At 71.3% G+C, this 20,994-nt stretch carries 22 protein-coding genes; 6 read left to right on the top strand and 16 right to left on the bottom strand.

The annotated features are described in order from the left end of the window. Positions 1-48: 48 nt before the first annotated feature. Complete coding sequence (locus tag ABZ911_RS15645; protein WP_358055581.1) at positions 49-864, top strand: SAM-dependent methyltransferase; 816 nt, start codon at positions 49-51, stop codon at positions 862-864. Positions 865-923: 59 nt separating this feature from the next. Here ABZ911_RS15645 and ABZ911_RS15640 read toward each other — a convergent pair whose 3' ends face one another. Next, positions 924-1,580 carry a response regulator transcription factor gene (locus ABZ911_RS15640; protein ID WP_358055579.1) on the bottom strand — a complete coding sequence of 219 codons (657 nt, stop codon included), beginning with the start codon at positions 1,578-1,580 and terminating at the stop codon, positions 924-926. Then, a complete protein-coding gene (locus ABZ911_RS15635; RefSeq protein ID WP_358055577.1) occupies positions 1,577-2,698 on the bottom strand; it encodes a sensor histidine kinase in 1,122 nt (373 codons plus the stop codon). The genes ABZ911_RS15640 and ABZ911_RS15635 overlap by 4 nt, the downstream gene beginning before the upstream one ends. A 191-nt stretch (positions 2,699-2,889) precedes the next feature. Here ABZ911_RS15635 and ABZ911_RS15630 point away from each other — a divergent pair, with 191 nt between their 5' ends. After that, positions 2,890-3,375 (top strand): DUF1772 domain-containing protein, encoded by a 486-nt coding sequence (locus ABZ911_RS15630; protein WP_358055575.1) that lies wholly within the window; start codon positions 2,890-2,892, stop codon positions 3,373-3,375. A 128-nt stretch (positions 3,376-3,503) separates the two neighbouring features. Here the strand turns inward: ABZ911_RS15630 and ABZ911_RS15625 are convergent, their stop codons facing one another. The 3 genes from ABZ911_RS15625 to ABZ911_RS15615 all read right to left on the bottom strand — a co-directional run bounded on the left by ABZ911_RS15625 (position 3,504) and on the right by ABZ911_RS15615 (position 5,106). Beyond that, on the bottom strand, positions 3,504-3,785 hold the full coding sequence (locus ABZ911_RS15625) for a hypothetical protein (RefSeq protein ID WP_358055573.1): 282 nt from the start codon (positions 3,783-3,785) through the stop codon (positions 3,504-3,506). Positions 3,786-3,886: 101 nt separating this feature from the next. Further along, positions 3,887-4,333, bottom strand: a complete 447-nt coding sequence (locus ABZ911_RS15620; RefSeq protein WP_358055571.1) for a transcriptional regulator — start codon at positions 4,331-4,333, stop codon at positions 3,887-3,889. Further along, entirely contained in the window at positions 4,330-5,106 is a 777-nt protein-coding gene (locus ABZ911_RS15615) for an alpha/beta hydrolase (RefSeq protein WP_358055568.1), read from the bottom strand. The genes ABZ911_RS15620 and ABZ911_RS15615 overlap by 4 nt, the downstream gene beginning before the upstream one ends. A 77-nt stretch (positions 5,107-5,183) precedes the next feature. Between ABZ911_RS15615 and hdhA the strand changes: the two genes are divergently transcribed. From hdhA to ABZ911_RS15600, 3 genes are all read left to right on the top strand, one after another. After that, the gene (hdhA, locus tag ABZ911_RS15610) at positions 5,184-5,951 is read left to right on the top strand and encodes a 7-alpha-hydroxysteroid dehydrogenase (protein ID WP_358055566.1); all 768 of its coding nucleotides are present in this window, start codon (positions 5,184-5,186) and stop codon (positions 5,949-5,951) included. 104 nt (positions 5,952-6,055) lie between these two features. Further along, complete coding sequence (locus ABZ911_RS15605) at positions 6,056-6,859, top strand: SDR family oxidoreductase (protein WP_358055563.1); 804 nt, start codon at positions 6,056-6,058, stop codon at positions 6,857-6,859. A gap of 162 nt (positions 6,860-7,021) precedes the next feature. Further along, the gene (locus ABZ911_RS15600; protein ID WP_358055561.1) at positions 7,022-8,773 is read left to right on the top strand and encodes a serine/threonine-protein kinase; all 1,752 of its coding nucleotides are present in this window, start codon (positions 7,022-7,024) and stop codon (positions 8,771-8,773) included. A 5-nt stretch (positions 8,774-8,778) separates the two neighbouring features. On the opposite strand, the gene ABZ911_RS15595 is transcribed toward ABZ911_RS15600, so the two are convergent. After that, entirely contained in the window at positions 8,779-9,126 is a 348-nt protein-coding gene (locus ABZ911_RS15595; protein ID WP_358055558.1) for a hypothetical protein, read from the bottom strand. 105 nt (positions 9,127-9,231) lie between these two features. Between ABZ911_RS15595 and ABZ911_RS15590 the strand changes: the two genes are divergently transcribed. Continuing rightward, complete coding sequence (locus ABZ911_RS15590; protein ID WP_358055555.1) at positions 9,232-9,957, top strand: FHA domain-containing protein; 726 nt, start codon at positions 9,232-9,234, stop codon at positions 9,955-9,957. 4 nt (positions 9,958-9,961) lie between these two features. Here ABZ911_RS15590 and ABZ911_RS15585 read toward each other — a convergent pair whose 3' ends face one another. The 10 genes from ABZ911_RS15585 to ABZ911_RS15540 all read right to left on the bottom strand — a co-directional run bounded on the left by ABZ911_RS15585 (position 9,962) and on the right by ABZ911_RS15540 (position 20,583). Further along, the gene (locus ABZ911_RS15585; RefSeq protein ID WP_358055553.1) at positions 9,962-11,113 is read right to left on the bottom strand and encodes an aromatic ring-hydroxylating dioxygenase subunit alpha; all 1,152 of its coding nucleotides are present in this window, start codon (positions 11,111-11,113) and stop codon (positions 9,962-9,964) included. A 131-nt stretch (positions 11,114-11,244) separates the two neighbouring features. Beyond that, positions 11,245-12,588 carry an NADP-specific glutamate dehydrogenase gene (gene gdhA, locus ABZ911_RS15580; RefSeq protein ID WP_358055550.1) on the bottom strand — a complete coding sequence of 448 codons (1,344 nt, stop codon included), beginning with the start codon at positions 12,586-12,588 and terminating at the stop codon, positions 11,245-11,247. Positions 12,589-12,689: 101 nt separating this feature from the next. Next, complete coding sequence (locus ABZ911_RS15575; RefSeq protein WP_358055548.1) at positions 12,690-13,379, bottom strand: aspartate/glutamate racemase family protein; 690 nt, start codon at positions 13,377-13,379, stop codon at positions 12,690-12,692. 18 nt (positions 13,380-13,397) lie between these two features. Further along, the gene (locus ABZ911_RS15570) at positions 13,398-14,627 is read right to left on the bottom strand and encodes an FAD-dependent oxidoreductase (protein WP_358055546.1); all 1,230 of its coding nucleotides are present in this window, start codon (positions 14,625-14,627) and stop codon (positions 13,398-13,400) included. 13 nt (positions 14,628-14,640) lie between these two features. After that, positions 14,641-15,516 carry a family 3 encapsulin nanocompartment shell protein gene (locus tag ABZ911_RS15565; RefSeq protein ID WP_358055544.1) on the bottom strand — a complete coding sequence of 292 codons (876 nt, stop codon included), beginning with the start codon at positions 15,514-15,516 and terminating at the stop codon, positions 14,641-14,643. A gap of 14 nt (positions 15,517-15,530) precedes the next feature. After that, positions 15,531-16,346, bottom strand: coding sequence for a methyltransferase domain-containing protein (locus ABZ911_RS15560; RefSeq protein WP_358055542.1), 816 nt, complete (start codon positions 16,344-16,346; stop codon positions 15,531-15,533). A gap of 10 nt (positions 16,347-16,356) precedes the next feature. Continuing rightward, on the bottom strand, positions 16,357-17,184 hold the full coding sequence (locus tag ABZ911_RS15555; protein WP_358055540.1) for an SDR family oxidoreductase: 828 nt from the start codon (positions 17,182-17,184) through the stop codon (positions 16,357-16,359). 10 nt (positions 17,185-17,194) lie between these two features. Then, on the bottom strand, positions 17,195-18,148 hold the full coding sequence (locus tag ABZ911_RS15550; RefSeq protein ID WP_358055538.1) for a sulfotransferase: 954 nt from the start codon (positions 18,146-18,148) through the stop codon (positions 17,195-17,197). A 15-nt stretch (positions 18,149-18,163) separates the two neighbouring features. Then, positions 18,164-19,321, bottom strand: coding sequence for an MFS transporter (locus ABZ911_RS15545; protein ID WP_358055536.1), 1,158 nt, complete (start codon positions 19,319-19,321; stop codon positions 18,164-18,166). Continuing rightward, positions 19,318-20,583, bottom strand: a complete 1,266-nt coding sequence (locus ABZ911_RS15540) for an aminotransferase class I/II-fold pyridoxal phosphate-dependent enzyme (RefSeq protein ID WP_358055533.1) — start codon at positions 20,581-20,583, stop codon at positions 19,318-19,320. The genes ABZ911_RS15545 and ABZ911_RS15540 overlap by 4 nt, the downstream gene beginning before the upstream one ends. Positions 20,584-20,994 lie beyond the last annotated feature (411 nt).

Here is a 20,994-nt window from a genome sequence, read left to right as displayed (position 1 = left end):
TTATAGGTTTCGGCCATCGGCAAGAGTCGAACCCCTTCAAAGGACATCATGAGCGACGAGAGCACCGCTTCCCAGTCGGCCTGGGAGCGTGTGGACACGAAAGTCCCACACTCGGCCAGAGTGTGGGACTTCCTGTTGGGCGGCAAGGATCACTTCGCGGTCGATCGCGAGGTCGGGGAGACGCTGCTGCGGGTGTTCCCCGATTTCACGCAGGTCGCCAGGCTCCAGCGCCAGTTCCTCATCCGCGTGGTGCGCTACCTGGTGAGGGAGGCGGGGATCCGGCAGTTCCTGGACATCGGCACCGGCCTGCCGACGGCCAACAACACCCACGAGGTCGCCCAGCGCATCGCGCCCGAGAGCCGCGTCGTGTACGTCGACAACGATCCCATCGTCCTGGTGCACGCCCGCGCCCTGCTCACCAGCACGCCGCCCGGCGTCACCGACTACATCGAGGCGGACGTCCGGCACCCGGACGTGATCCTCCAGGGCGCGGCCAAGACCCTCGACTACGGCAAGCCGGTCGCGGTGATGATGCTGAGCATCGCCGGTCAGGTCTCCGACGCCGAGGACCCCAAGTCCATCATCGACCAGTTGCTCGAACCGCTGGCCCCGGGCAGCCATCTGGCGCTCAGCGACGGGGCGAACACCAATCCGGCGCTGGTCCAGGCCGTACAGGGCTACAACAAGAGCGCGGCCGGCGCCTATCACCTGCGCGGCCCCGCGCAGATCGGCGGGTTCTTCGACGGCCTGGAGCTGGTCGAGCCCGGTGTCGTCCCCACCCCGCAGTGGCGGCCTGACCCCGACCGGTGGGACGAGCCGAGCGACGTGGTGAGCGCCGTGTGCGGCGTCGCCCGCAAGCGCTGAGCGGTGGCAGCGGGAAGCGCCGTGCCCCTGGCCTGGCACGGCGCTCCCCTCCCGGCTCGTCAGGATCCGGTTCTCACCAGGCCGGACTGGTAGGCGAAGACGACGAGCTGGGCGCGGTCCCGGGCGTGCAGCTTCGTCATGGCCCGGCTCACGTGCGTCTTGGCGGTGGCCGAGCTGATCACCATGTGGGCGGCTATCTCGTCGTTGGACAGGCCGTGCGCGACCAGCTCCATCACCTCGCGCTCGCGGTTGGTGAGCGCGTCGAGCCCGACGGGCGAGGTCATCGGGCGGCGGGCGACGAACTCGCCGATCAGCCTGCGGGTGACGGACGGCGCGAGGAGCGCGTCGCCGCGGGCCGCGACGCGGATCCCGTGCAGCAGGTCGGCCGGCTCGGTGTCCTTGACCAGGAACCCGGTCGCTCCCGCGCGCAGCCCGTCGAAGACGTACTCGTCCAGGCCGTAGTTGGTGAGGATCACCACGTGGACGCCGGCCAGGTTCGGGTCGGCGGCGATCCGCCGGGTGGCCTCGATGCCGTTCATGACGGGCATCTGCACGTCGACGAGCGCGACGTCGGGGACGTGCAGGCGGGCCAGGGCGAGGGCCTGCGCGCCGTCGGCGGCCTCCGCGACCACCTCCAGGTCGTCCTCGGCCTCCAGCAGGGCGCGGAACCCGGCACGGATGAGCGCCTGGTCGTCGGCCAGCATGACACGGATCACGGCACGTCCTTCACGGGGAGTTCGGCGCGGACGGTGAAGCCGCCGTCCGCGCGGGGTGCGGCGCGCAGGCGTCCGCCGAGGGCGGTGACCCGCTCGCGCATACCGGTCAGCCCGACACCGGGCGCCGGGGGCGAGCCTGGACCGGTGCCGCCGTCGTCGTCGACCTGGACGACCAGCTCACCGGGTGCGAAGCGGATGTGCACCGACGCCGACGCCTGACCGGCGTGCCGCGCGACGTTGGTGAGCGCTTCCTGAACGATCCGGTAGGCGGCGTGGTCGACGGCGGCGGGCAGGGCCCGGCGCTCGCCGCTGAACGCGACGGTGGCGGGCAGGCCCGCCGAACGGGCCCGATCCACCAGGTCGCCGAGCCGGTCCAGCCCGCTGGCCTGCGGCTCACCGGCCGGGTCGCGCAGCACCTCCAAGGTGGCGCGCAGCTCGCGCATCGCGTCGCCGCTGGCCTCCTGGATGGCCAGCAGCGCGCCCGGCACCTGCTCACCGCGCTTGCGGGCGAGATGGACGGCCACGCCGGCCTGCACCTTGATGATCGAGATGCTGTGGGTGAGCGAGTCGTGCAGCTCCCTGGCGATGCGCAGCCGTTCCTCCCCCGCCCGCCGCAGCGCGACCTCCTCCTGGGCGCGCTCGGCCTCGGCGGCCCGCTGCTCGGCCTGCCGGAGGTAGGCCTGCCGGTGCTTGCTCACCGTTCCGGCGACCGCGGCGGCGAGGAACCAGCCGAGCAGCAGGACCGTACGATCGGTGAGGTCCTGGACCTGCCGCTCGGCGGCGGCGGTGAGACTGGCGGCCAGGGTGCCGCCCAGGAAGGCGACACCGGCGATCACCATGGGCAGCCGGTGGCCTGCTCGAACCGCGCCGAAGACGGTGATCAGTACGGGAAAGGCGGCCGGCGGCCCGGGATTCGCCCTGATCGCGTAGAACAGCATGCAGGCCGTGGTGACGACCAGCGCCACGACAGGGGCTCTGCGCCGCGCGACGAGCGCGAACGAACCGGCCAGCACGGCCAGGTACTCCAGGAGCCCGGCGTCGGGGGCGGACAGCGCCCCGGCCATCAGCACGGCGGCGACCACCACCGCGAGCGCTATATCGCCAGGCACAGACCTCATCCCAGCACGGTAGAGCCTGCCCGGACCGCCTCTCCTCCGCCCCTCGGCGGAACCCGCGCTGCTCCCCGCGCGGTAGTCCCGCCCCGGCTGCGCCCCCGGGGGTAGCCGAAGAAGCCTCCCCACGCACGACGACCTCGGGCGGCCCCGGACGCGACGATCTCAGTCCGGCCCCCCCGACAGGAGGTCTCATCGTGCTGGTCAGAGCCGTCAAGGCGGTGGCGCTGTTGTCCACGGGCCTGCTCGCGGGCGCGTTCGGCTACGGCGCCGTGAACGTCGCCTATGCCTTCCGGGCCGTGCCGCTCGACGTGCGCTTCACCTTCCACACCGCGCTGATGCAGGTGAACGGCCCGGTCATGCAGACGACGATGGGCCTGGCGGTGCTCGGTTCGCTCCTGCTGGCCGTCGTGTCGCGGGGCGTGCCCAGGCTCCTCGCGGCGGGCGCGGCCGTGCTGGCGCTGGCCTCGTTCCTGATCACCCGGTTCGGCAACGTGCCCATCAACGGCCAGATCAAGCAGTGGGCCGTCACCTCGGCTCCGCCCGACCACGCGGCGATCCTGCAACGCTGGGAGACCTTCCACGTTCTGCGCACCTCCGCCGCGTTCATCGCGTTCCTGCTCGTCGTCCTGCTCGCGACCGGTCTCGGCGACCGGCGCGGGAAGTCCGGCACCGTCCGATAGGAGAGCACAGAGATGATGTAGGTGAGCACCTCCCGCCGGGGTCTGACCTATCGACTCATAGGAGCCTTCCAGGCCGGAGTACGAGCCGCCCGCCTGGGCTGGCTTGACTGAGCGACCGGAGACGTCCGTCAGCGTTTGCCGTGGGCCACCATTTGCAGCACGGCCGCGGCCACACAACACACAAACGACAGGCTGATCATGGCGAGGCTCATTCCGTAGGGCATGTCGACCGCGCCTTGCACCACCGTCAACAGCCCGAAGAGAGCAATGAGGAGCAGCGCCCACGCGGTAGGGAACACCTGTCGCTTGGCACCCCCGGGGAGCAACCGGGGATTCCGCCGCGTCACGAACATGTACCCAGCAAGGAGGGCATTCATCCCGGAGAGCCCTAACAGGATCAACGGCATCATCCCTGACCTCCACCCGAGACGGCATGAAACCCTACCGAAATGATCTCACTGAGAGCGGATCCTGGCATGGGACTGGCGGAGGTGAGACCTGGACCGGGCTGTCACCGTGCTGGAGGGCGGCGGTGAGCCTTGATCATCTTCTCTCCCACGTCGACATAGGCGGTGAACAGGCCGACGACGTCGAGCAGGCGCTCGTGCGCGGGTCCGGGCTCCACCAGCCCCTCCCCCTTGCGCAGCGCCTCGATGAGGGTACGCGCGCGGGCATGGCTCGCCTCCAGCAGCGACTCGATCCCACCCGCCGCCTCCACGAGCAGCCGCCTGCTCCCCGCCTGCGGGATGACCCGGGCAAGCCCCCACGAATCCAGCTGCCGTACGGCGGTGCTGACCGCCCCCTTGCTGAGCCCGAGCTCGGCCGAGATCTGGTCGTGGGACAGCGGCTCGGCTGAGAGCAGGAGCAGGCCATACGTCCTGCCGGTGGCGTGCGGCAGATTCCAGGAGGCAAGCAGATCCCCCACCGAGGCGACGAACTCCTCCCGCGCCCCGCTCACCACGCCACCTCCCGCAGGAAGGTCTCGATGACGGTGTTGACCTCGTCTGGGGCATCCTGGTTGGCGATGTGCCCGGCGCCGGGGACGACGTTCTCGGTGATTCCCTCGGCCGCCGCCCAGCGGGGCATCGAGGTGGCGATGTTGCCGGTGCGGTCGTGCTCCCCCCTGATCAGGCAGAGCGGCACCGGGGTCCGATAGCCGGGGTCGGGGGCGACGAGGGCGGCGGCGGCCCGCCATACCTGTAGGAACTCCCGCTTGGACAGCAGGGAGAACGCGCGCCGGGCGTCCGCCCGCGCGGCGGCCGTGGTGGCGGACGCGTCGGCCATGAGCGCGGGCAGGCGCCGGGCCGGGATGAGCGAGATCATCGGCGTGGCGGCGGCCAGCAGCAGCCGGTCGAGCCGGGACAGCGGCCCGGCGTTCCAGGTGGAGCCGATCACCACGAGGGCCCGCACCCGTTCGGGATGGCGGCGCGCGACGGCCTGGCCGAGGTTGCCGCCCAGGGACTGCCCGGCGAGCACGGCCTGGTCGAGCTTCAGGTGGTCCATCAGGGCGAGCAGGTCCTCGACCGCCTGCCCGGCGGTGAACGGCACGGCCGACGGCCGGGACAGGCCGTGACCCCGCAGGTCCCAGGTGATCACCCGGTATCCCCGCCCGCGCAGGAAGGCCGCCTGTGCCTCGAACATCACATGATCCGCGCCCGCGCCGTGGGTGAACAGCACGGCCGGTCCCGTGCCGCCGTCCCAGTGCCGCAGTTCACCACCGGCATGCTTCATCAATCTTTATTCACCATATTCTAAATATAGCGAATATAAGCCGCACAACGTGCCGTACTACGTGACGCTTGAGTCCCATGGACTACGCAGCCCTGTTCGGCCTGACCGGCGAGGTCGCCCTGGTCACCGGCGCCGGATCCGGTATCGGGCGGGCGATCGCCGAGCTGTTCGCGCGGGCCGGCGCGTCGGTGGTGGTCAGCGACCTGTCGCGGGACAAGGCCGAGGAGGTGGCCCGCGCCATCCGGGAGGAAGGCGGCCAGGCGTTCGGCGTCGCCTGCGACGTGACCTTCGATCCCGACCTGCGGGCCGCCGTCCAGCACGCGGTCGACCGGTACGGCAAGCTGACCGTCCTGGTGAACAACGCGGGCGGCGGCGGCCCGAAGCCGTTCGACATGCCCCTGGACGAGTTCCGCCGCACCTACGAGCTCAACGTGTTCGCGCCGTTCCGGCTCTGCCAGCTCGCCGCGCCGTACATGGCGGCGGCGGGCGGCGGGGCGATCGTCAACATCTCCTCCATGGCCGGGGAGAACGCCAACGTCCACATGGCCTCCTACGGCTCGTCGAAGGCCGCCCTGAACCACCTCACCCGGAACATCGCCTTCGACCTCGGCCCCCGGGGCATCCGGGTCAACTGCGTCGCCCCCGGCGCGATCAGGACCGACGCGCTGACCGGGGTGCTCAGGCGGGAGATCGAGGCGGCCATGCTCAGACACACCCCGCTCGGGCGGCTCGGCGAGACCGCGGACATCGCCGGCACGGCCCTCTTCCTCGCCGGTCCCGCCGCGTCGTGGATCAGCGGGCAGGTGATCACGGTGAGCGGTGGCGGGGCGCAGGAACTGGACTGAGTTGTCCGTCCGATTCCCACTGGTTTTGTCGGTCTGAATGCCGCCAGACCTGCGGATATGCCCGGCCATAGCGTGAGTCGTGTCGAACTATGGAGGAGCACATCATGGATCTTCAGCTTGCCGGGCGCGTCGCGGTCGTCACCGGCGCGTCCAAGGGGATCGGCCTGGCCGTCACCCGCACGCTGCTCGCCGAGGGCGCCCGCGTCGTGGCCGCGTCGCGGAAGAGCACCCCGGAGCTTCAGGCGCTGGGCGGCGACCTGCTTCACGTACCGGTCGATCTGCTGGACCCCGAGGCGCCGGGGCAGGTCGTGGCGCGGGCCGTGGCGGAGTTCGGGGGGCTCGACATCCTGGTGAACAACGCCGGAGGGCGGCCGCCCGGGGTGGCGCTGCCGCGTTTCTCGTTCATGGCGCCGACCGACGAGGACTGGCGGGTGATGTTCGAGTTCAACCTGTTCGCGGTCGTGCGGGCCGTACGGGCGGCCATCCCGCCGATGCTCGCGCGCGGCGGCGGCTCGATCGTCAACGTCTCCTCGGGCGGCGCCCGGCAGCCCGCACCGATGAACGTCGACTACAACGCCGCGAAGGCGGGCCTGACCAACCTGACCAAGGCGCTGTCGGAGGAGTTCGCGCCGCAGGGCATCCGGGTGAACACCGTCTCTCCCGGGCCGGTGCGCACGGCGTGGTGGACCGAGGAGGGCGGCGCGGCCGACATCATCGCCGCCCAGGCGGGCAGCGACCGCGACAGCGTCATGGACACCGTCGCCCCGGAGATGATGAAGCTGTCCACCGGCCGCCTGGTCGAGCCCCAGGAGGTCGCCGACGTGATCGCCCTGCTGGCCTCACCCCGCTCGGCGAGCACCACGGGCGCCGACTTCGCCGTCGACGCCGGATTCCTCAAGGAGATCTGAGACGGCGGCCGTCCCCGGGCGGGGCGACCGCCGGGCCTTCGCGGGCCGCCACCTCGCCCGAGTCCAGGCCTGACCCGTCCGGTTCCCAGCCGAGACCCACCACTCATGTCGTAGGTTTGGTGCGCATAGCCAGTGACGGTGGGTAGTCGTGCGGAGGGACTTGTGCACTCCGGTCAGTTGGTCGTCGGCCGGTACCGGCTGGAGGAGCAGGTCGGTCGCGGCGGGAACGGAACGGTCTGGCGGGCCACCGACGAGGAGTTGGGCCGTACGGTCGCGGTCAAGCGTGCCTTGCCCCGCGACGACGGGCAGCAGGTCAGGCTCCAGCGCCGGGAGGCCAAGATCCTGGCGAAGCTGAACCACCCGAACGTGGTCACCCTCTACGACATGGTGAACGACGGCGCCGAGTGGTGGCTGGTGATGGAGTACATCCCGGCCCGCAGCCTGGCCGAGCACGGCACGCTGCCGCCCGACCGGGTGGCCAGGATCGGCGCGCAGATCGCCCGCGCCCTGCAGGCGGTGCACGCCGCCGGCGTCCTGCATCGCGACATCAAACCCGGCAACGTCCTCCTCTTCGGAGACGATCACGCGAAGCTGGGAGATTTCGGGATCTCGCAGGTGGTGGAGGGGGATGTCACGCTGACCGACACGGCGCTGGTCGTCGGAACGCCCGGCTACCTCGCCCCGGAGGTGGCGAACGGCGAGGACCCGACCCGGGCGTCCGACGTCTTCTCGCTCGGCGCCATGCTGTTCGCCGCGGTCGAGGGCAGGTCGCCGTACGGCGTCTCCGGCAATCCGCTGGTGCTCATCAGGCGGGCGGCCGCAGGCGACATCGCCACCTCCGAGCACGGCGGCGCGCTGGCCCCGGTGCTGTCCGCGCTGATGCACCCCGACCCGGCCCGGCGCCCCACCACGGCGCAGGCCGAGCGCATGCTGGAGGACGCCGCCGACCGGCCGCCGGAACGCCGCACGCTCCCGGTCCGCCGCGCGGCCGTCATGTCGGGGGCGACCCTGGCCGCGCTGACGGTCATCGGCTGGCTGCTGGCCAACCCGGGCCACCAGGTGGTACGGCCCCGCCCGCAACTCGCCGTCGGCGACGGCCGTACCGCCGACCCCTGCGCGCTGACCGACCCGGCCGCGCTGACCAGGTTCGGCGAAGCGGTGGAGGAGACCCACTACGGCAACTTCAACCGCTGCGACGTCATCGTGCGGTCAAGGGACAGCGAGGTGGACGTCAGGGTGGAGTTCCTCAACCCGCCCGAAAGCCCGCCGCCCGGCCGGATCGAGCAGGCGGGGCCGCTCGGCATCGCCAGGCGGCCCGCGGACGGCGACCAGTGCGGCCGGACGCTGTACCTGACCGGCCGGTACCGCGTGGAGATCACCGCGCGGCAGGACGGGGACGGACCGGCGGACCTCTGCTCGATGGCGGAGGCGGCCTCGGCGAACGCGGTCGCGGTGCTGTCCGGCGGCGGCGTGCCCCGGCGGAGCACCCTCCCCGAACGCACCTCGCTGATCAAGGCGGACGCCTGCGCGCTGCTCGACGCCGCCGCGCTGGCCCGATTCCCCGGCGTCGACGCCCTCCACCCGCAGGCGGGCTTCGCCGGCTGGCAGTGCCGCTGGCTCAGCACCACCAGCCGGTCCTCGCTGCTGCTGCGCTTCGACCGGCACCAGCCGCTGACCGCCGACGACGGCCGTCCCGTCCGGCTCGGCGGGCGCGAGGCGTTCGTGGCGGCGGACGGGTACGGCGACGGCACCTGCCAGGTCAGCGTGGTCCACCGGCGCTCGGTGGACGACCGGGCGCAGCCGATCGTCGAGTTGCTGCTCGTCGTCGTCACCGGTCCGGACCCGGGCGACCGGCTCTGCGAGCTGGCCACCGGCCTGGCCGCCCCCGCCGCCGCCAGGCTGCCGCCGCCTTGACCCGGTCAGCGGGTGGGGGCGAAGGTGAGCGACGCCTTCGTCCGGGTGATCGACACCGCCCGTACGCCGAGGTTGTTGAGCGTCCCGTTCCCCCCGGCGCTCAGCACCACGTACGCGGAGCCGTTGTCGCCGGTGCCCGAGATCTTCACCAGGCTCGATCCGGTCCGCGCGACCGTGAGCCGGGTGAAGCCGTACCGGCTGGAGAGGGGGAAGCTGACCGGGCTGGTCACGGTGATGGCGCACCTCCCGTCGTAGCAGGAGCGCAGGTTCGGCCCCTGCTGGGCGTGCGCGGGCGGGGTGGCGGCGAGCGTGACGAACGCGAGTGTCAGGAAGGAAACGGCTGTCCGATGCATGATCTCCCTTTCGACGGGCGGAAACCAACGGTTCCGGATCCTAGGAGTCACGCTCGGGAGGGCTCCCGGAAGATCGCGCCGGGGCATCTCAGCCTGGCGTTCGGCGTGCCGCCCTCGACGCCGGGCACGATCTACGCGCTGGCGATGGCGGGCGGCGTCTCGGTCCGGCCGTGCGAAGGGCGCACCATCGTGTTCGGCCGCAACCGGCCCGACGTGCACATCTGCGTCGGTGAGAGCGACCGGCGGGTGAGCCGCCGGCACGGCCTGCTCACCCGCCGCCAGGACCGGTGGTGGGTACGGAACACCGGGACTCTGCCGCTCCGGCTCCCCGGGGGGCGGCTGCTGTTCCGCACCGACGACGGGATCCCCCTCGCCGAGGGCTACACGCCGCTGTTCGTCCGCGGCTCCCGGGGGCGCGAGCACCTCCTGGAGCTGTTCGTCCTGGGATCGGACGGGCTCCCGCCGCCGCCCCGGCACGGCGACCCCACCCAGCCGCCGAAGACCTGGCGGCTGTCCCCCGCCGAACGCCTGGCCCTGATCGCCCTGGGCCAGCGCTACCTCCTGCACGAGGCGCACCCGCAGCCGCTGTCCTGGCGGCAGACCGCCGAGCACCTCGCCGACCTGCAGCCGGAGGCCGGGTGGACGGCCAAGCGGGTGGAGCACATGGTGGTGGCGGTCCGCACCCGGCTGTCCAAGGGCGGCGTCCCCGGCCTCACCCGCGAGGAGGTCGGCCAGCCGGTCGGCAACACCCTCAACCACAACCTGCTCAGCGAACTCCTGGAGAGCACCACCCTCGTCCCCCCGGACCTGCGTCTGATCGACTGCTGCTGAGGCGTCAGGCCTCCCGGGGAGTGAGCCGGGCGGCGAGGTAACGCTGGAGCTGCCACAGGGGGCGCTCCAGGTAGGAGAAGCGGCCGGCCGGCGGGGCCGGGTCGGCGGCCAGGCCGCGCTGCACGCCGCGGATCGCCACCAGGTCCTCCTCCTGAAGGTGCCGTACCGTCTTGCGGGTCTCCTCCAGGTAGGCGGGGAAGTCCGGGCGGGACCGGGTGCCCGGCGGCACCAGGAGCCGGAACACGGTGTCGTGCGTGTGCGGGCCGGTCGGCCACCAGCTCGCCCAGATCACGCTGTCGGGCGTCAGCGCCATCACGAAGTTGGGGAAGATCCCGGCGATCGTCATGCCGCCGCGCTGCTCGGCGGAGAGGCCCTCGGCCGGCGGCATCGACGAGACCGAGCCCTCCGCCGGGGTGTACATGGTGAACCAGCGGCCGTCGCAGTCGTCTACCCGGGTCTTCCTGGCGGGCAGCACCGGCTCCAGGGTGGTGGCGTGGGTGCCCATGTGGTGGTAGTTCTCGCAGCCGTTCTCCACGGCCACCTTCCAGTTGGCCGGCACGCCCTCCCAGCGCATGGTGTCGACGGTCTCCCAGGCGGCCAGGCCGTACCCCCGCAGGGTGGCCGTGAGGTCGGCGAGTTCCGCGTCGAGCGGTTCGGCGTCGGGGTCGAGGTTGAGCAGGACGAAGCCGTTCCACTCCATCAGCCGGTAGGTGGGCAGGCGGCACGCCTCGCGGTCGAACACGGGCGAGCGCATCAGCGGCGCGCCCGCCAGCCTGCCCGCGAACTCGCCGTTGAGCCGGTAGGTCCAGGTGTGGTACGGGCAGGTGAGCCGCTCCAGGCGGCCCTGGCCGGGTGTGGTCTCCGGCGGCAGGATGTCCATGAACCGGTGCCGGCAGACCCGGGACAGGGCGTGCAGTTCGCCGTCCTCGTCGCGGGTCAGCACCATCGGCCGGCCCGGCAGGTCGAACCGGAGGTAGTCGCCCGGCTCGGCCACCTGGTCGCCGCGGGCCACGCAGAGCCAGTCGCGGTGGAAGACGCGCTCCAGCTCCAGGTCGTGGATCTCGGGCGCGAGGTAGAGCTGCGGCGGCATGGTCTCGCCCTGCTCGAACGGCAGGTCCGCGAGGCGGCGCAGCTCGGTGAGAAGTCGCTTGCTCATCTTTCCCCCTCCAGCGGGCACCGCGTGCCCTTGAGCGTGGAGATCGCGATCACACTCAACGCTACGGCGGATCACTCAGGGTGACATCGCCCGCTGGGGGGAGGTTAGGAGTACATCCTTCGACGGACCGGCTAGATCAGGCCCAGTGCCAGCATGGCGTCCGCGACGCGGCGGAAGCCGTCGATGTTGGCGCCCGCCACGTAGTTGCCGGGCATGCCGTACTCGTCGGCGGTGGTCAGGCAGCGGCCGTGGATGTCGCGCATGATCTCCCGCAGGCGGAGCTCGGAGAACTCGAAGGTCCACGAGTCGCGGCTGGCGTTCTGCTGCATCTCCAGCGCGCTGGTGGCGACGCCGCCGGCGTTGGCGGCCTTGCCGGGGCCGAAGGCGACGCCCGCGTCCAGGAAGACCTTGATGCCCTCGGGCGTGGTGGGCATGTTGGCGCCCTCGCCGACCGCCAGCAGTCCTCCGGCGACCAGGTTGGCGGCGTCCTTGCCGGTGATCTCGTTCTGTGTGGCGGACGGCATCGCCACCTCGCAGGGCACCTCCCACACGCTGTGGCCGGGCACGAAGGTGACGTGATCGCCCCGGCGGGCGGCGTAGGAGTCCATCCGGCTGCGCTCGACCTGCTTGACCTGCTTGAGCAGTTCGAGGTCGATGCCCTTCTCGTCGTGCACGTAGCCGGAGGAGTCGGAGCAGGCGACCACGAGGCCGCCGAGCTGCTGCACCTTCTCGATGGTGTAGATCGCCACGTTGCCGGAGCCGGAGACGACGACGCGCTTGCCGTCGAAGGAGGTGCCGCGGGCCTGCAGCATCTCCTCCACGAAGAAGGCGCAGCCGTACCCGGTGGCCTCGGTGCGCACCTGGGCGCCACCGTAGGCGAGGCCCTTGCCGGTGATCACGCCGGACTCGTAGCGGTTGGTGATGCGCTTGTACTGGCCGAACAGGAAGCCGACCTCGCGCCCGCCGACCCCGATGTCACCCGCGGGGACGTCGGTGTACTCGCCGATGTGCCGGTACAGCTCGGTCATGAAGCTCTGGCAGAAGCGCATGACCTCGCGCTCCGAGCGACCCTTCGGGTCGAAGTCGGAGCCGCCCTTGCCGCCGCCGATGGGCAGCCCGGTCAGGCCGTTCTTGAAGATCTGCTCGAACCCGAGGAACTTGACGATCCCCAGGTAGACCGACGGGTGAAAGCGCAGCCCGCCCTTGTACGGCCCGAGCGCGCTGTTGAACTCCACCCGGAAGCCCCGGTTGATGTGGACCTCGCCGCGGTCGTCCTCCCACGGCACCCGGAAGATGATCTGCCGCTCGGGCTCGCAGATACGCTCTATGATCTTCGATTCGGCGTATTCGGGGTGCTTCCCGAGCGCCGGCCCGATGCTCTCCAGCACTTCCCGCACCGCCTGGTGGAACTCGATCTCCCCGGGGTTGCGGCGAAGGACGTTGTCATAGATCGACGACAGCTTCTCGTGCAACACAGCGTCCCCCTAGGTCCCTCAAGTCCGCTTCTACCATAGAGGGTCGCTTTTGGGGCGGACTCGGCTGGGGGACGCTGAAAGAGGTCGGTGTGTCCTCCCCGCTAGTAGCTGGGGAAGGATGTCCGGGTCAGGCTTCGGTGGACCATCTCGGTGAGGGTCACGATGTCGAAGACCGGCAGGCCGAGTCGCGACTGGATCGCCCGCGCGAACGGCACCAGGTCCGTGCACTCGATGACCAGCGCCCCCAGGTCGGGGTTCTCCCGCGCCAGCCGGTCGACCTGGCCGAGCACCTCGCGCTCCAGCCGGGCGACGTCGAGCTCGTCGCGCCGCCCTTCGAGCATGACCTCGCGGAACTCCGGCTGCTCCTCCATCCCGGCGACGCACACCGGCACGTCCTCGCCGCCGATCGCCTCCAGGTGCCGCCGGGTGAGCGCGGGCTTCTTCGCCACCAGCAGGCCGACCTTCTGCTCGGGCCTGAGCATCCGGTGCACCATGGGGAGCTGGATCAGGCTGGAGGCGTAGAGGGGGACGCCGACCGCCCCGGCCAGCCGCTGCTGGAAGAGCACCAGGAAGCCGCAGGCGCCGGTGATCGCGACGACGCCGCGCCCCTCCAGTTCCTGGGCCGCCTCGATGAACGGGTCGAGCAGGCGCGGGTCGGCCTGGGTGACCACCCGCTCGGGCGTCGCGCCCTCCACCACCTTGTAGGTGACGGGGAAACCGAAGGTGGCCGGGTTGCGGATGTGGCCGGGGATCTTGGTGAAGGAGGTCTCAAGGCAGAGGACACCGATCACGTTCACTTCTCCTGCGGTTCAGTACCGGTCGACACGGAACGGGGTCAGATCCACGTCGGGCTCCGCCCCCGAGACGATCTGGGCGACCAACCGGCCCCCAGCGGGCGCGAGACCCAGGCCGATGTGACCGTGGCCGCACGCGATGACGAGATTGCGATAGGGGGCGGCCCGCCCGATGTACGGCAGGCTGTCCGGCGTGCACGGGCGGAACCCGCTCCACGTGTCGAGCGTCGCGCTCGTGTCCAGCGCCGGAAGGTGGGACCGGACGGCCCGCAGGATGCCGTCCACCCGGCGGCGGGAGATCCTGCCGTCCAGGCCCGCCAGTTCGAGGGTGCCGCCGAGGCGCAGCCGGTCGCCGAGCGGCGTGAGCGCCACCTTCCCCTCGCTGAGCAGCACCGGCAGCCGGGGCGCGCCGGGCGAGGTCTTGACCGTGACGGTGTAGCCCTTGGCGGGCTGCAGCCTCAGCTTGACGTCCAGCTTGCGGGCGCAGGCGGCCGACCAGGTTCCGGCCGCGATGACGGTCTCGCCGGGGCGGAAGTCGCCCCGGGTCGTGCGCACCTGCCGTACCCGGTGGCCGGTCGTCTCGAAGCCGGTGACCTCGGTGTGCTCGTGGAGGTCGACGCCCATGCCGGTGAGCGTGCCCGCCAGTTCGGTGAGGAAGGAGGGGACGCGCAGGTAGGCGCCCTCCTCGTTGTACAGGGCTCCGGCGATGTCGAACTCGACGCCGGGTTCGAGGGCGCTCAGCTCCGCCGGCTCCAGGACGCGCAGCGGCACGCCCGGCGGCAGGGCGCGGGCCGCCTTCTCGAACGCCTGCGGCGTCTTGAAGGCGACCACCATGCCGTTGGCGGTGAGGGTGTCGGGCGTGCACAGGTCGCGCAGCATGGCGAGGCTGCGCTGTTTCAGGTCGAGCAGGATCCGGAAGCTCGCCTGGGCGGCCTCGGCCGTGCAGGCGCGCCGGAAGTGCCAGAGCCAGGCCAGCAGGGCGGGGTCCGGGCGCGGCTTGATGTAGAAGGGGCTCTCCGGGTTCAGCAGCCAGCGCAGGCCCTGCGCCGGCACGCCGGGCTCGGCGAGGGGCGCCGAGCCCTGGGTGCCGACGAAACCGGTGTTGCCGGAGGAACAGGACTGGGGGCCGCCGATCGGCCCCCGTTCCACCACCGCCACCGAACAGCCGGAAAGGCGCAGGTGGTAGGCGGAGAAGAGGCCGGCGACGCCGCCACCGATGATGAGCACGTCAGGGTCGCGATCCATCGCCGGCCCCCCGCTACAGGCTCACGACGAAGAAGTTCGTCGGGAGGTTGATCACGACGCGTTCGTAGATCTCGGCCATCAGCGCGAGACCGGGCTCGGCGAAGACGCCCGGCGGCGGCTCGGCGAAACGGATCACCGAGCGGCCCGCGTCGAACAGCAGCGCGCCGTGCCCGAAGTCGCCGACGATCGCCGTGCCGGGATCGACCAGGCGGGTCCTGACGATGAACACGCCGTTCTGCTCGACGTCGTCCATCAGGCGGCCCTCGCCCATGAACGTGTAGTAGTCGACCGGGTTGATGATGAGGCCGTCCGCGGTGCCGCCCATCTGCTCCACCTCGTTGCAGGCGGACAGGATCGTCGAGGCGAACGGGCCCTTGGCGGTCATCCGGGCGATGCTCGGGATGTTCAGCAAGCCGCCCCTGCCGCGGATGATCGTGTGGTTCTCGGCCGTGGCCAGGCGGACGATCAGCCGGTAGTTGATGAACGACTCGAATGTCTCGGCGTCCTCCCACAGGTCGGGTGGCACCCGTACCCAGGCGGTCGTCGGGTACAGCTCGGGGATGGGCGACTTGTGGAAGCGGTTGGCCGCCTCGCGCCTGAGGTCGCCCTCGAACACCTCCGGGTCGTCCGGGTTCGGCGGGCTCTCGTGCCAGTAGAACTGCCGCGGGTCCCGGGACAGGTCCACGACCTTGAGCATGTTGCGGGCCGGGTAGCGCGGCTTGCGCCGCGAGCTGGTCAGCGAGTCGGTGATGGTCACGTCGTACTCGACGCTGGCGCCGAACCCCTTGTCCGCGCAGGCCTCGACGAACATCCGTCCCGGCGACATCTCCTGCTTGCGCTGGGCCACCACCTCGGCCATCGTGCGCTTCACGTCTGCGTTCCGCTGCATGGCTGCACCTCCGGTCAGGGTTTGCGGGCGACGAAGATTCCCCAGCCGAACTCGCCCTGGTCGATGGCGATCTGGATCTCGTCACAGGATTCGGCGAAGGCGAGCATCCAGTCCCTGGCCGCCGCCTCCTCGGTGGTCTCAGCCCGCTCCCGGGCCGTCACGCCGAGCACGCGGTAGGTCTGCCGGATATGGCTCTCCAGGTTGCGGGCCAGCACGATCTCGAAACCGGCCTGCTCCAGCGCGCTCTGGTACTCGACCAGCGAGTAGCCACTGCTCCAGCGCACGCGGTCATAGACGTGGCGGCGCGCGCGCTCGCCGATCTCCTTCTTCGGCTGCAGGAAGTCGGAGAAGGCGAACAACCCGCCGGGCCGCAGCACCCGGTGGATCTCCGCATGGCTGCGCGGCTTGTCCGGCACCAGGAACAACGCGTCCTGGCTGACCACATGCGAGAAGCCTCCGTCGGGGTACGGCATGTCCGTCGCCGACCCGTGCCGGAACTCGATGCCCAGGCCGGGGTCGGCGATCTGCTGGGCGAACTTGATCCGCTCCAGGCTCAGGTCGAGGCCCTCGCCGCGGCAGCCGTACCGGCGGGCCAGGTGGATGAGGAAGTTGCCGCAGCCGCAGCCCACGTCGAGCACGCGGGAGGAGCCGTCGATCCCCGCCTCCGCCGCCATCAGGTCGGAGGTGCGCTCGGCCGCGGCCCGGTAGTCCCGGTCGTCGTCATCGGCGAAGTAGCCGGTGTGCAGGACGCCGTCGCTGTCCCAGAAGCTCAGGTAGGTCTGCGTGGTCTGGTCGAAGAAGTCTCCGACGTCCTTCTCGGTGTAGGACATCACTCGCTCCTCAGGTGTAGGTGTCCTTGCGCGCGGACGTGAGATGGGGCAGGTCGGGGCCGGTCACGCCGGCTCCGCCGTCGATCAGGTGGACGCCGCCGGTCACGAACGAGGCCCGCTCCCCGGCCAGGAAGGCCGCCACGGCGGCGACCTCGTCGGGGCGGGCCAGGCGGCCCACCGCGTTGTGGTGGCCCATGGCCGCCAGCCACTCCTCGACATCCCCGTCCCCGGCCAGCCGGGCCGCCGCCCGTTCCATCGGCGGGGTCCGCGCCCCGCCCGGGGCCAGCACGTTGACGGTGATCCCGTCCCGGCCGAGGTCGGCGGCCATCGCCTGGGCGAAGCGGACGAGCGCGGCGCGGGTCACGCCGGACAGCGCCAGCGGGGCGATCGGCACGCTCGCCGTCTCCGACGCCACATAGAGCAGCCGCCCCCACCCCGCCGCCTTCAGGTACGGCACCGCCGCCAGCGTCAGGTTCACCGCCGCCATCAGCACCTTGTCCACGGCCCCCTGGTACTCCTCCAGGTCGAACCCCGAGGCCGGGCCGATCGGCGGGCTGCCGCCGCTGACCAGCACGATGTGCAGCGCGCCGAAGTCGGCGGCCACCTCGTCGACCCAGCGGCGGGCCGCCGCCTTGTCGGTGAGGTCGACGCTGGTGGCGTGCACGCGTCCGCGCGCAACCTCCTTGAGGCGGTGCTGCGCGGCCTCCAGTCGTTGCGGGTCGCGGGCGCCGATCGCGACGTGCGCGCCCTCTCTGGCCAGTTCCATGGCGGTGGCCAGGCCGAGGCCACTGGAACCGCCCGCGACCAGCGCGACCTTGTTGTCCAGTCCTAGATCCAATCGTCCTCCTTCATCGCTGCCGGGCTTCGGCATTTCGGGAGCCGGTCGTGAGGGTGCCGCTGTAGCGGTAGCCGTACCGGTGGAAGAGGGGGGTCGACAGCGTCACCGCGGCCAGCCTGGCGGGGAGGGTGAGGCTGCCCTTCCAGGAGTCGTCGCGGTCGCGGATGACGGTGGCGCCGGTGCGGAAGCGGTCCGGGTTGCCGGTGACCGTGTGGTTGGTGTGCAGGTCGACCGTCCGGTCGCGGATCGGGTTGCCCGCGGACTCCTCGCCGCAGAGCCGCAGGAGCGCGTCGATCGTCCCCTGTGGGTCGGCGGCGAAGTCCTCGTAGCGCAGGAAGAGCGACCGCCGCGGGTAGCGGCGGGTGATCGCCCTGGCGGCCAGGTTGAAGCCGTGCCAGTAGGCGGTGCTCATCCAGGACGACATCGCGTAGACGTACTCCTTCGGCTGCCGCCAGGAGTGCGCGACCGCCCGGGGGTCGCGGACGAGATGGACGTAGTAGGGCGTGACTCCTTCCAGGTACGGCAGCAGCGCCGCCTCGCCGGGGATCTTGGTGGTGTCCACGATCACCCGGGAGCCGGTCCGCTCGGCGGCGGCGTGGTAGGTCCGGGTCATCAGCGCGGCGTGGTCGCTGAGGGCCTTGCCGTCGAGGCCCCGGCCGAGCACCCGCCAGGTGTGCCGGGTGCGCACACAGGCGCGCTGGCGCCTGATCACCAGGTCGGCGTACTCCTCCGGCGACAGACCGGCGGGCCGGCCGAGCGGCAGGATCTCCGACCAGATCGGGCACTCGGTGAGCGCCTGACCGCAGCCGCACAGGTTGTTCACGCCCCGGCCCGCGCCGTTCTTCCACAGGAAGTGCAGCTCCCCCACATGGAAGAAGCCGGGGATCTCGTTGAGGACGTTGCCGATGATGGTGCTGCCGTTGCGGCACCAGCCGGTGATGCACAGGATCTTGATTCCGTCCACGAAGTGCTCCCTGACTCAGCTCGCGGGCGCCGGTTGCGGGCTCGGCTGGCGGACGAACAGCGACACCACCACGGCCGCCGCCGCGCAGCCCGCGCCGACCACGAACACGGCCGGGTACCCGAACCCGGTCGCGACCAGGCCGATCAGCGGCCCCCACACGGCCAGGCCGAGATCCCAGAAGGAGGTGTAGGCGCCGAGCGCGGCCCCCTGTTTCGACCGGTCGGTGAGGTTCATGACCATCAGCGCCAGCGACGGGTGCAGCAGCGAGAACCCCACCCCCATCACCACCCCGCCGAGTACGGCCAGCGGCAGGTTCGGCGCCACCGCGATGATCAGCAGCCCGGCCGCCTCCCCGACACCGCACCAGATCGCCACCCGGCGCGGGCCGTACCGGTCGGGCAGGTGGCCGATGAACAGCCGGGTGCCCGCGTAGACGGCGCTGAAGCCGCTGAGCACGGCGACGCCCGAGGAGATGCCGCGGGCCTGCAGGTGCAGGACCACGAACGCGGCCAGCCCGGCGTATCCGGCGGCGGCCAGGGCCAGGGCCGTGCCCGGCAGCAGCGCCGGGCGGAGCAGCAGGCCGCTGCCGCCGGCGGGCTGACCGGCCGTGGCGGGGGCCGGGACCGAGGTGATCAGGGCGAGGCCGATCAGCGCCGCCGCGACGCTGAAGCCCCACACCGCGTCGAAGCCGAATCCGAGCAGCGCCGCGCCCAGGAAGGTGCCGACCGAGATGCCGCCCCACATGCTGACGCCGTACAGGCCGATCAGTTGGCCGCGCCGGTTGTGCGGGGCGAGGGAGACCGTCCAGACGGCGCCCGCGGTGAACAGCGCCGCCTCGCCGACGCCGAGCAGCAGGCGGACGCCGACCAGGGCGGGCAGGCTGAGCGGGAGGAAGTAGAGCAGCCCGCCCACGGCGACGATCAGCGCGCCGACCTGCATGACGCGGCGGTGGCCGTACCGGTCGGCGAAGTGGCCGGCGACCGGGCGGACCAGCAGGGCCGTCAGCGCGGTCGCCATGACGGCCAGGCCGACGGCGAAGCCGGTGGCGCCGTAGCGCTGGGTGACGAAGCTGGGCAGCACCGGGATCACCGCGGTCAGTCCCACGTAGCCGGTGAACAGGCCGCCGAAGATCCCGATGAGGGCCCGGCGCGGGAGTTTTCCCTCCTCGCTCATCGGCGCGCCGCCACCTTGCGGACCGCTCTGATCAGTTCGTCGCAGTCCTCGGTGGACAGGATGGAGGCCAGTGGGATGTCGACCGCCTGCCGCAGGTAGCGGGTGGTGGCGGGCAGCAGCGCCTGGATCGACGCCACGTCCTTGGTGCCGAACAGGAACCGCCAGTTCCAGAAGACGCGCACGTTGGTGTCCTCGTCGGAGCCGAGGTTGCGCGCGTCGATCCCCTCGCGGCACAGCGCCTTGGCGAACCAGGTGGCGTCCCCGTCCAGCACGCGGAAGATGAACGCCTCGCCGAGGAACGCACCCGGCCCCACCGGCTGCCGGATCGCGATCGCGTCGAGGTCGGACAGCGCCGCCGCCACGTAGGTGTAGTTGTCGTGGAAGCACTTCAACCGGATCGGCAGCCGTTCCATCTCGGCCCGCAGCAGCGCCGCCCGGATCTCGTCCATGCGGAAGCTGAGCAGCGGCAGGTCGAGGTCGCTCTCGATCGGCGGCCCCCCGTCCGGGAAGTGCCGCCGCAGCCGCCCCTCGTAGGCGCCCGAGAGCACGGTGGCGCGGGCGTAGAGCACGCTGTCGTCGGTGACCAGGAAGCCGCCTTCGCCACTGTTCAGCGACTTGTCCGATTGAGTGCTGAACCCGCCCGCCAGCCCGAAGGTGCCGAGCTTGCGGCCTTTGAGCTCCGCGCCCAAGGCGGGCACGGCGTCCTCGAACACCGGCACGCCCATCTCGGCGGCGAAGCCGGTCAACGCCTCCATGTCCGCGGCGAAACCGCGCATGTGCACGACCAGGATGGCCTTGATCTCCCCCGTCCAGCGGCGGCGCAGGTCGTCGAGGTCCAGGTGCAGGTTCTCGTCCACCTCGACGAGCAGGGGCTTGCAGCCCGCCAGCACGATGGCGCTGGGCGTGGCGACGAAGGTGAATCCGGGGCAGGCGATCAGGGAACCGGGTGGGATGCCCGCCGCCATGATGGCCAGCGCGAGCGCGGTGGTGCCGCTGGACACGGCCAGCGCGTGCTTGCTACCGAAGTACCGGCACAGTTCCGCCTCGAACTTGCCGCACTCGGTGTCCTCCTGGGGGCGGTGGTCGTATCGGAAGTACAGGTGGCTGCGGATGGCGCGGACCGCCGCCTCCTCGTCCTCCGGGTGGACGAAGACGGCCCCTTTGTCGTAGGTCGGCCAGGGCGTCCGCCGTACCGGGTCGCCGCCGTTGATGGCCAGCCGCGCGTGTTCGGGCGCAGCCGTACCCTCCTTGTTGCTGTTCACCGTCGGGCTCCTTGTACATCGGCTGGTGGTGTTTCCCGTTGGTGGCGCCGCGTTGGGGGTGTCGGCGCTGTGAGATGGCGTCAGCGGGAGGGTGTTTCGGCGGGGGTGCCCGGGGAGCTTTCCGGGTCCGTTCAGGTCCTGCGGACAGAACTCGTCACCCGCCTTCGCCGGCCGGTGTCGCAAGTGGAACCCAGGGACAAAACAGCGCCTCCCTACGACGATGTACGGTCGGTCGGCGAAATATGGAAAAACCTTATGGATAGTCTCCAAGGGGCCAGATTGTGTCAATGGGAAGAAAAGTTCCGATATGCAGATATTCGGTGACATGAGCCCCGGACCGGTCGCAGAGGGTAGGGCTGGCCCTACCCCGACACGCCTGTGAGCCGGGGAGACCCGGCCAGGCCCGCGCTC

The organism is Nonomuraea sp. NPDC046570 (assembly GCF_040645915.1).
Taxonomy (GTDB): domain Bacteria; phylum Actinomycetota; class Actinomycetes; order Streptosporangiales; family Streptosporangiaceae; genus Nonomuraea.
This window is presented reverse-complemented; position numbering and strand designations above follow the sequence as displayed.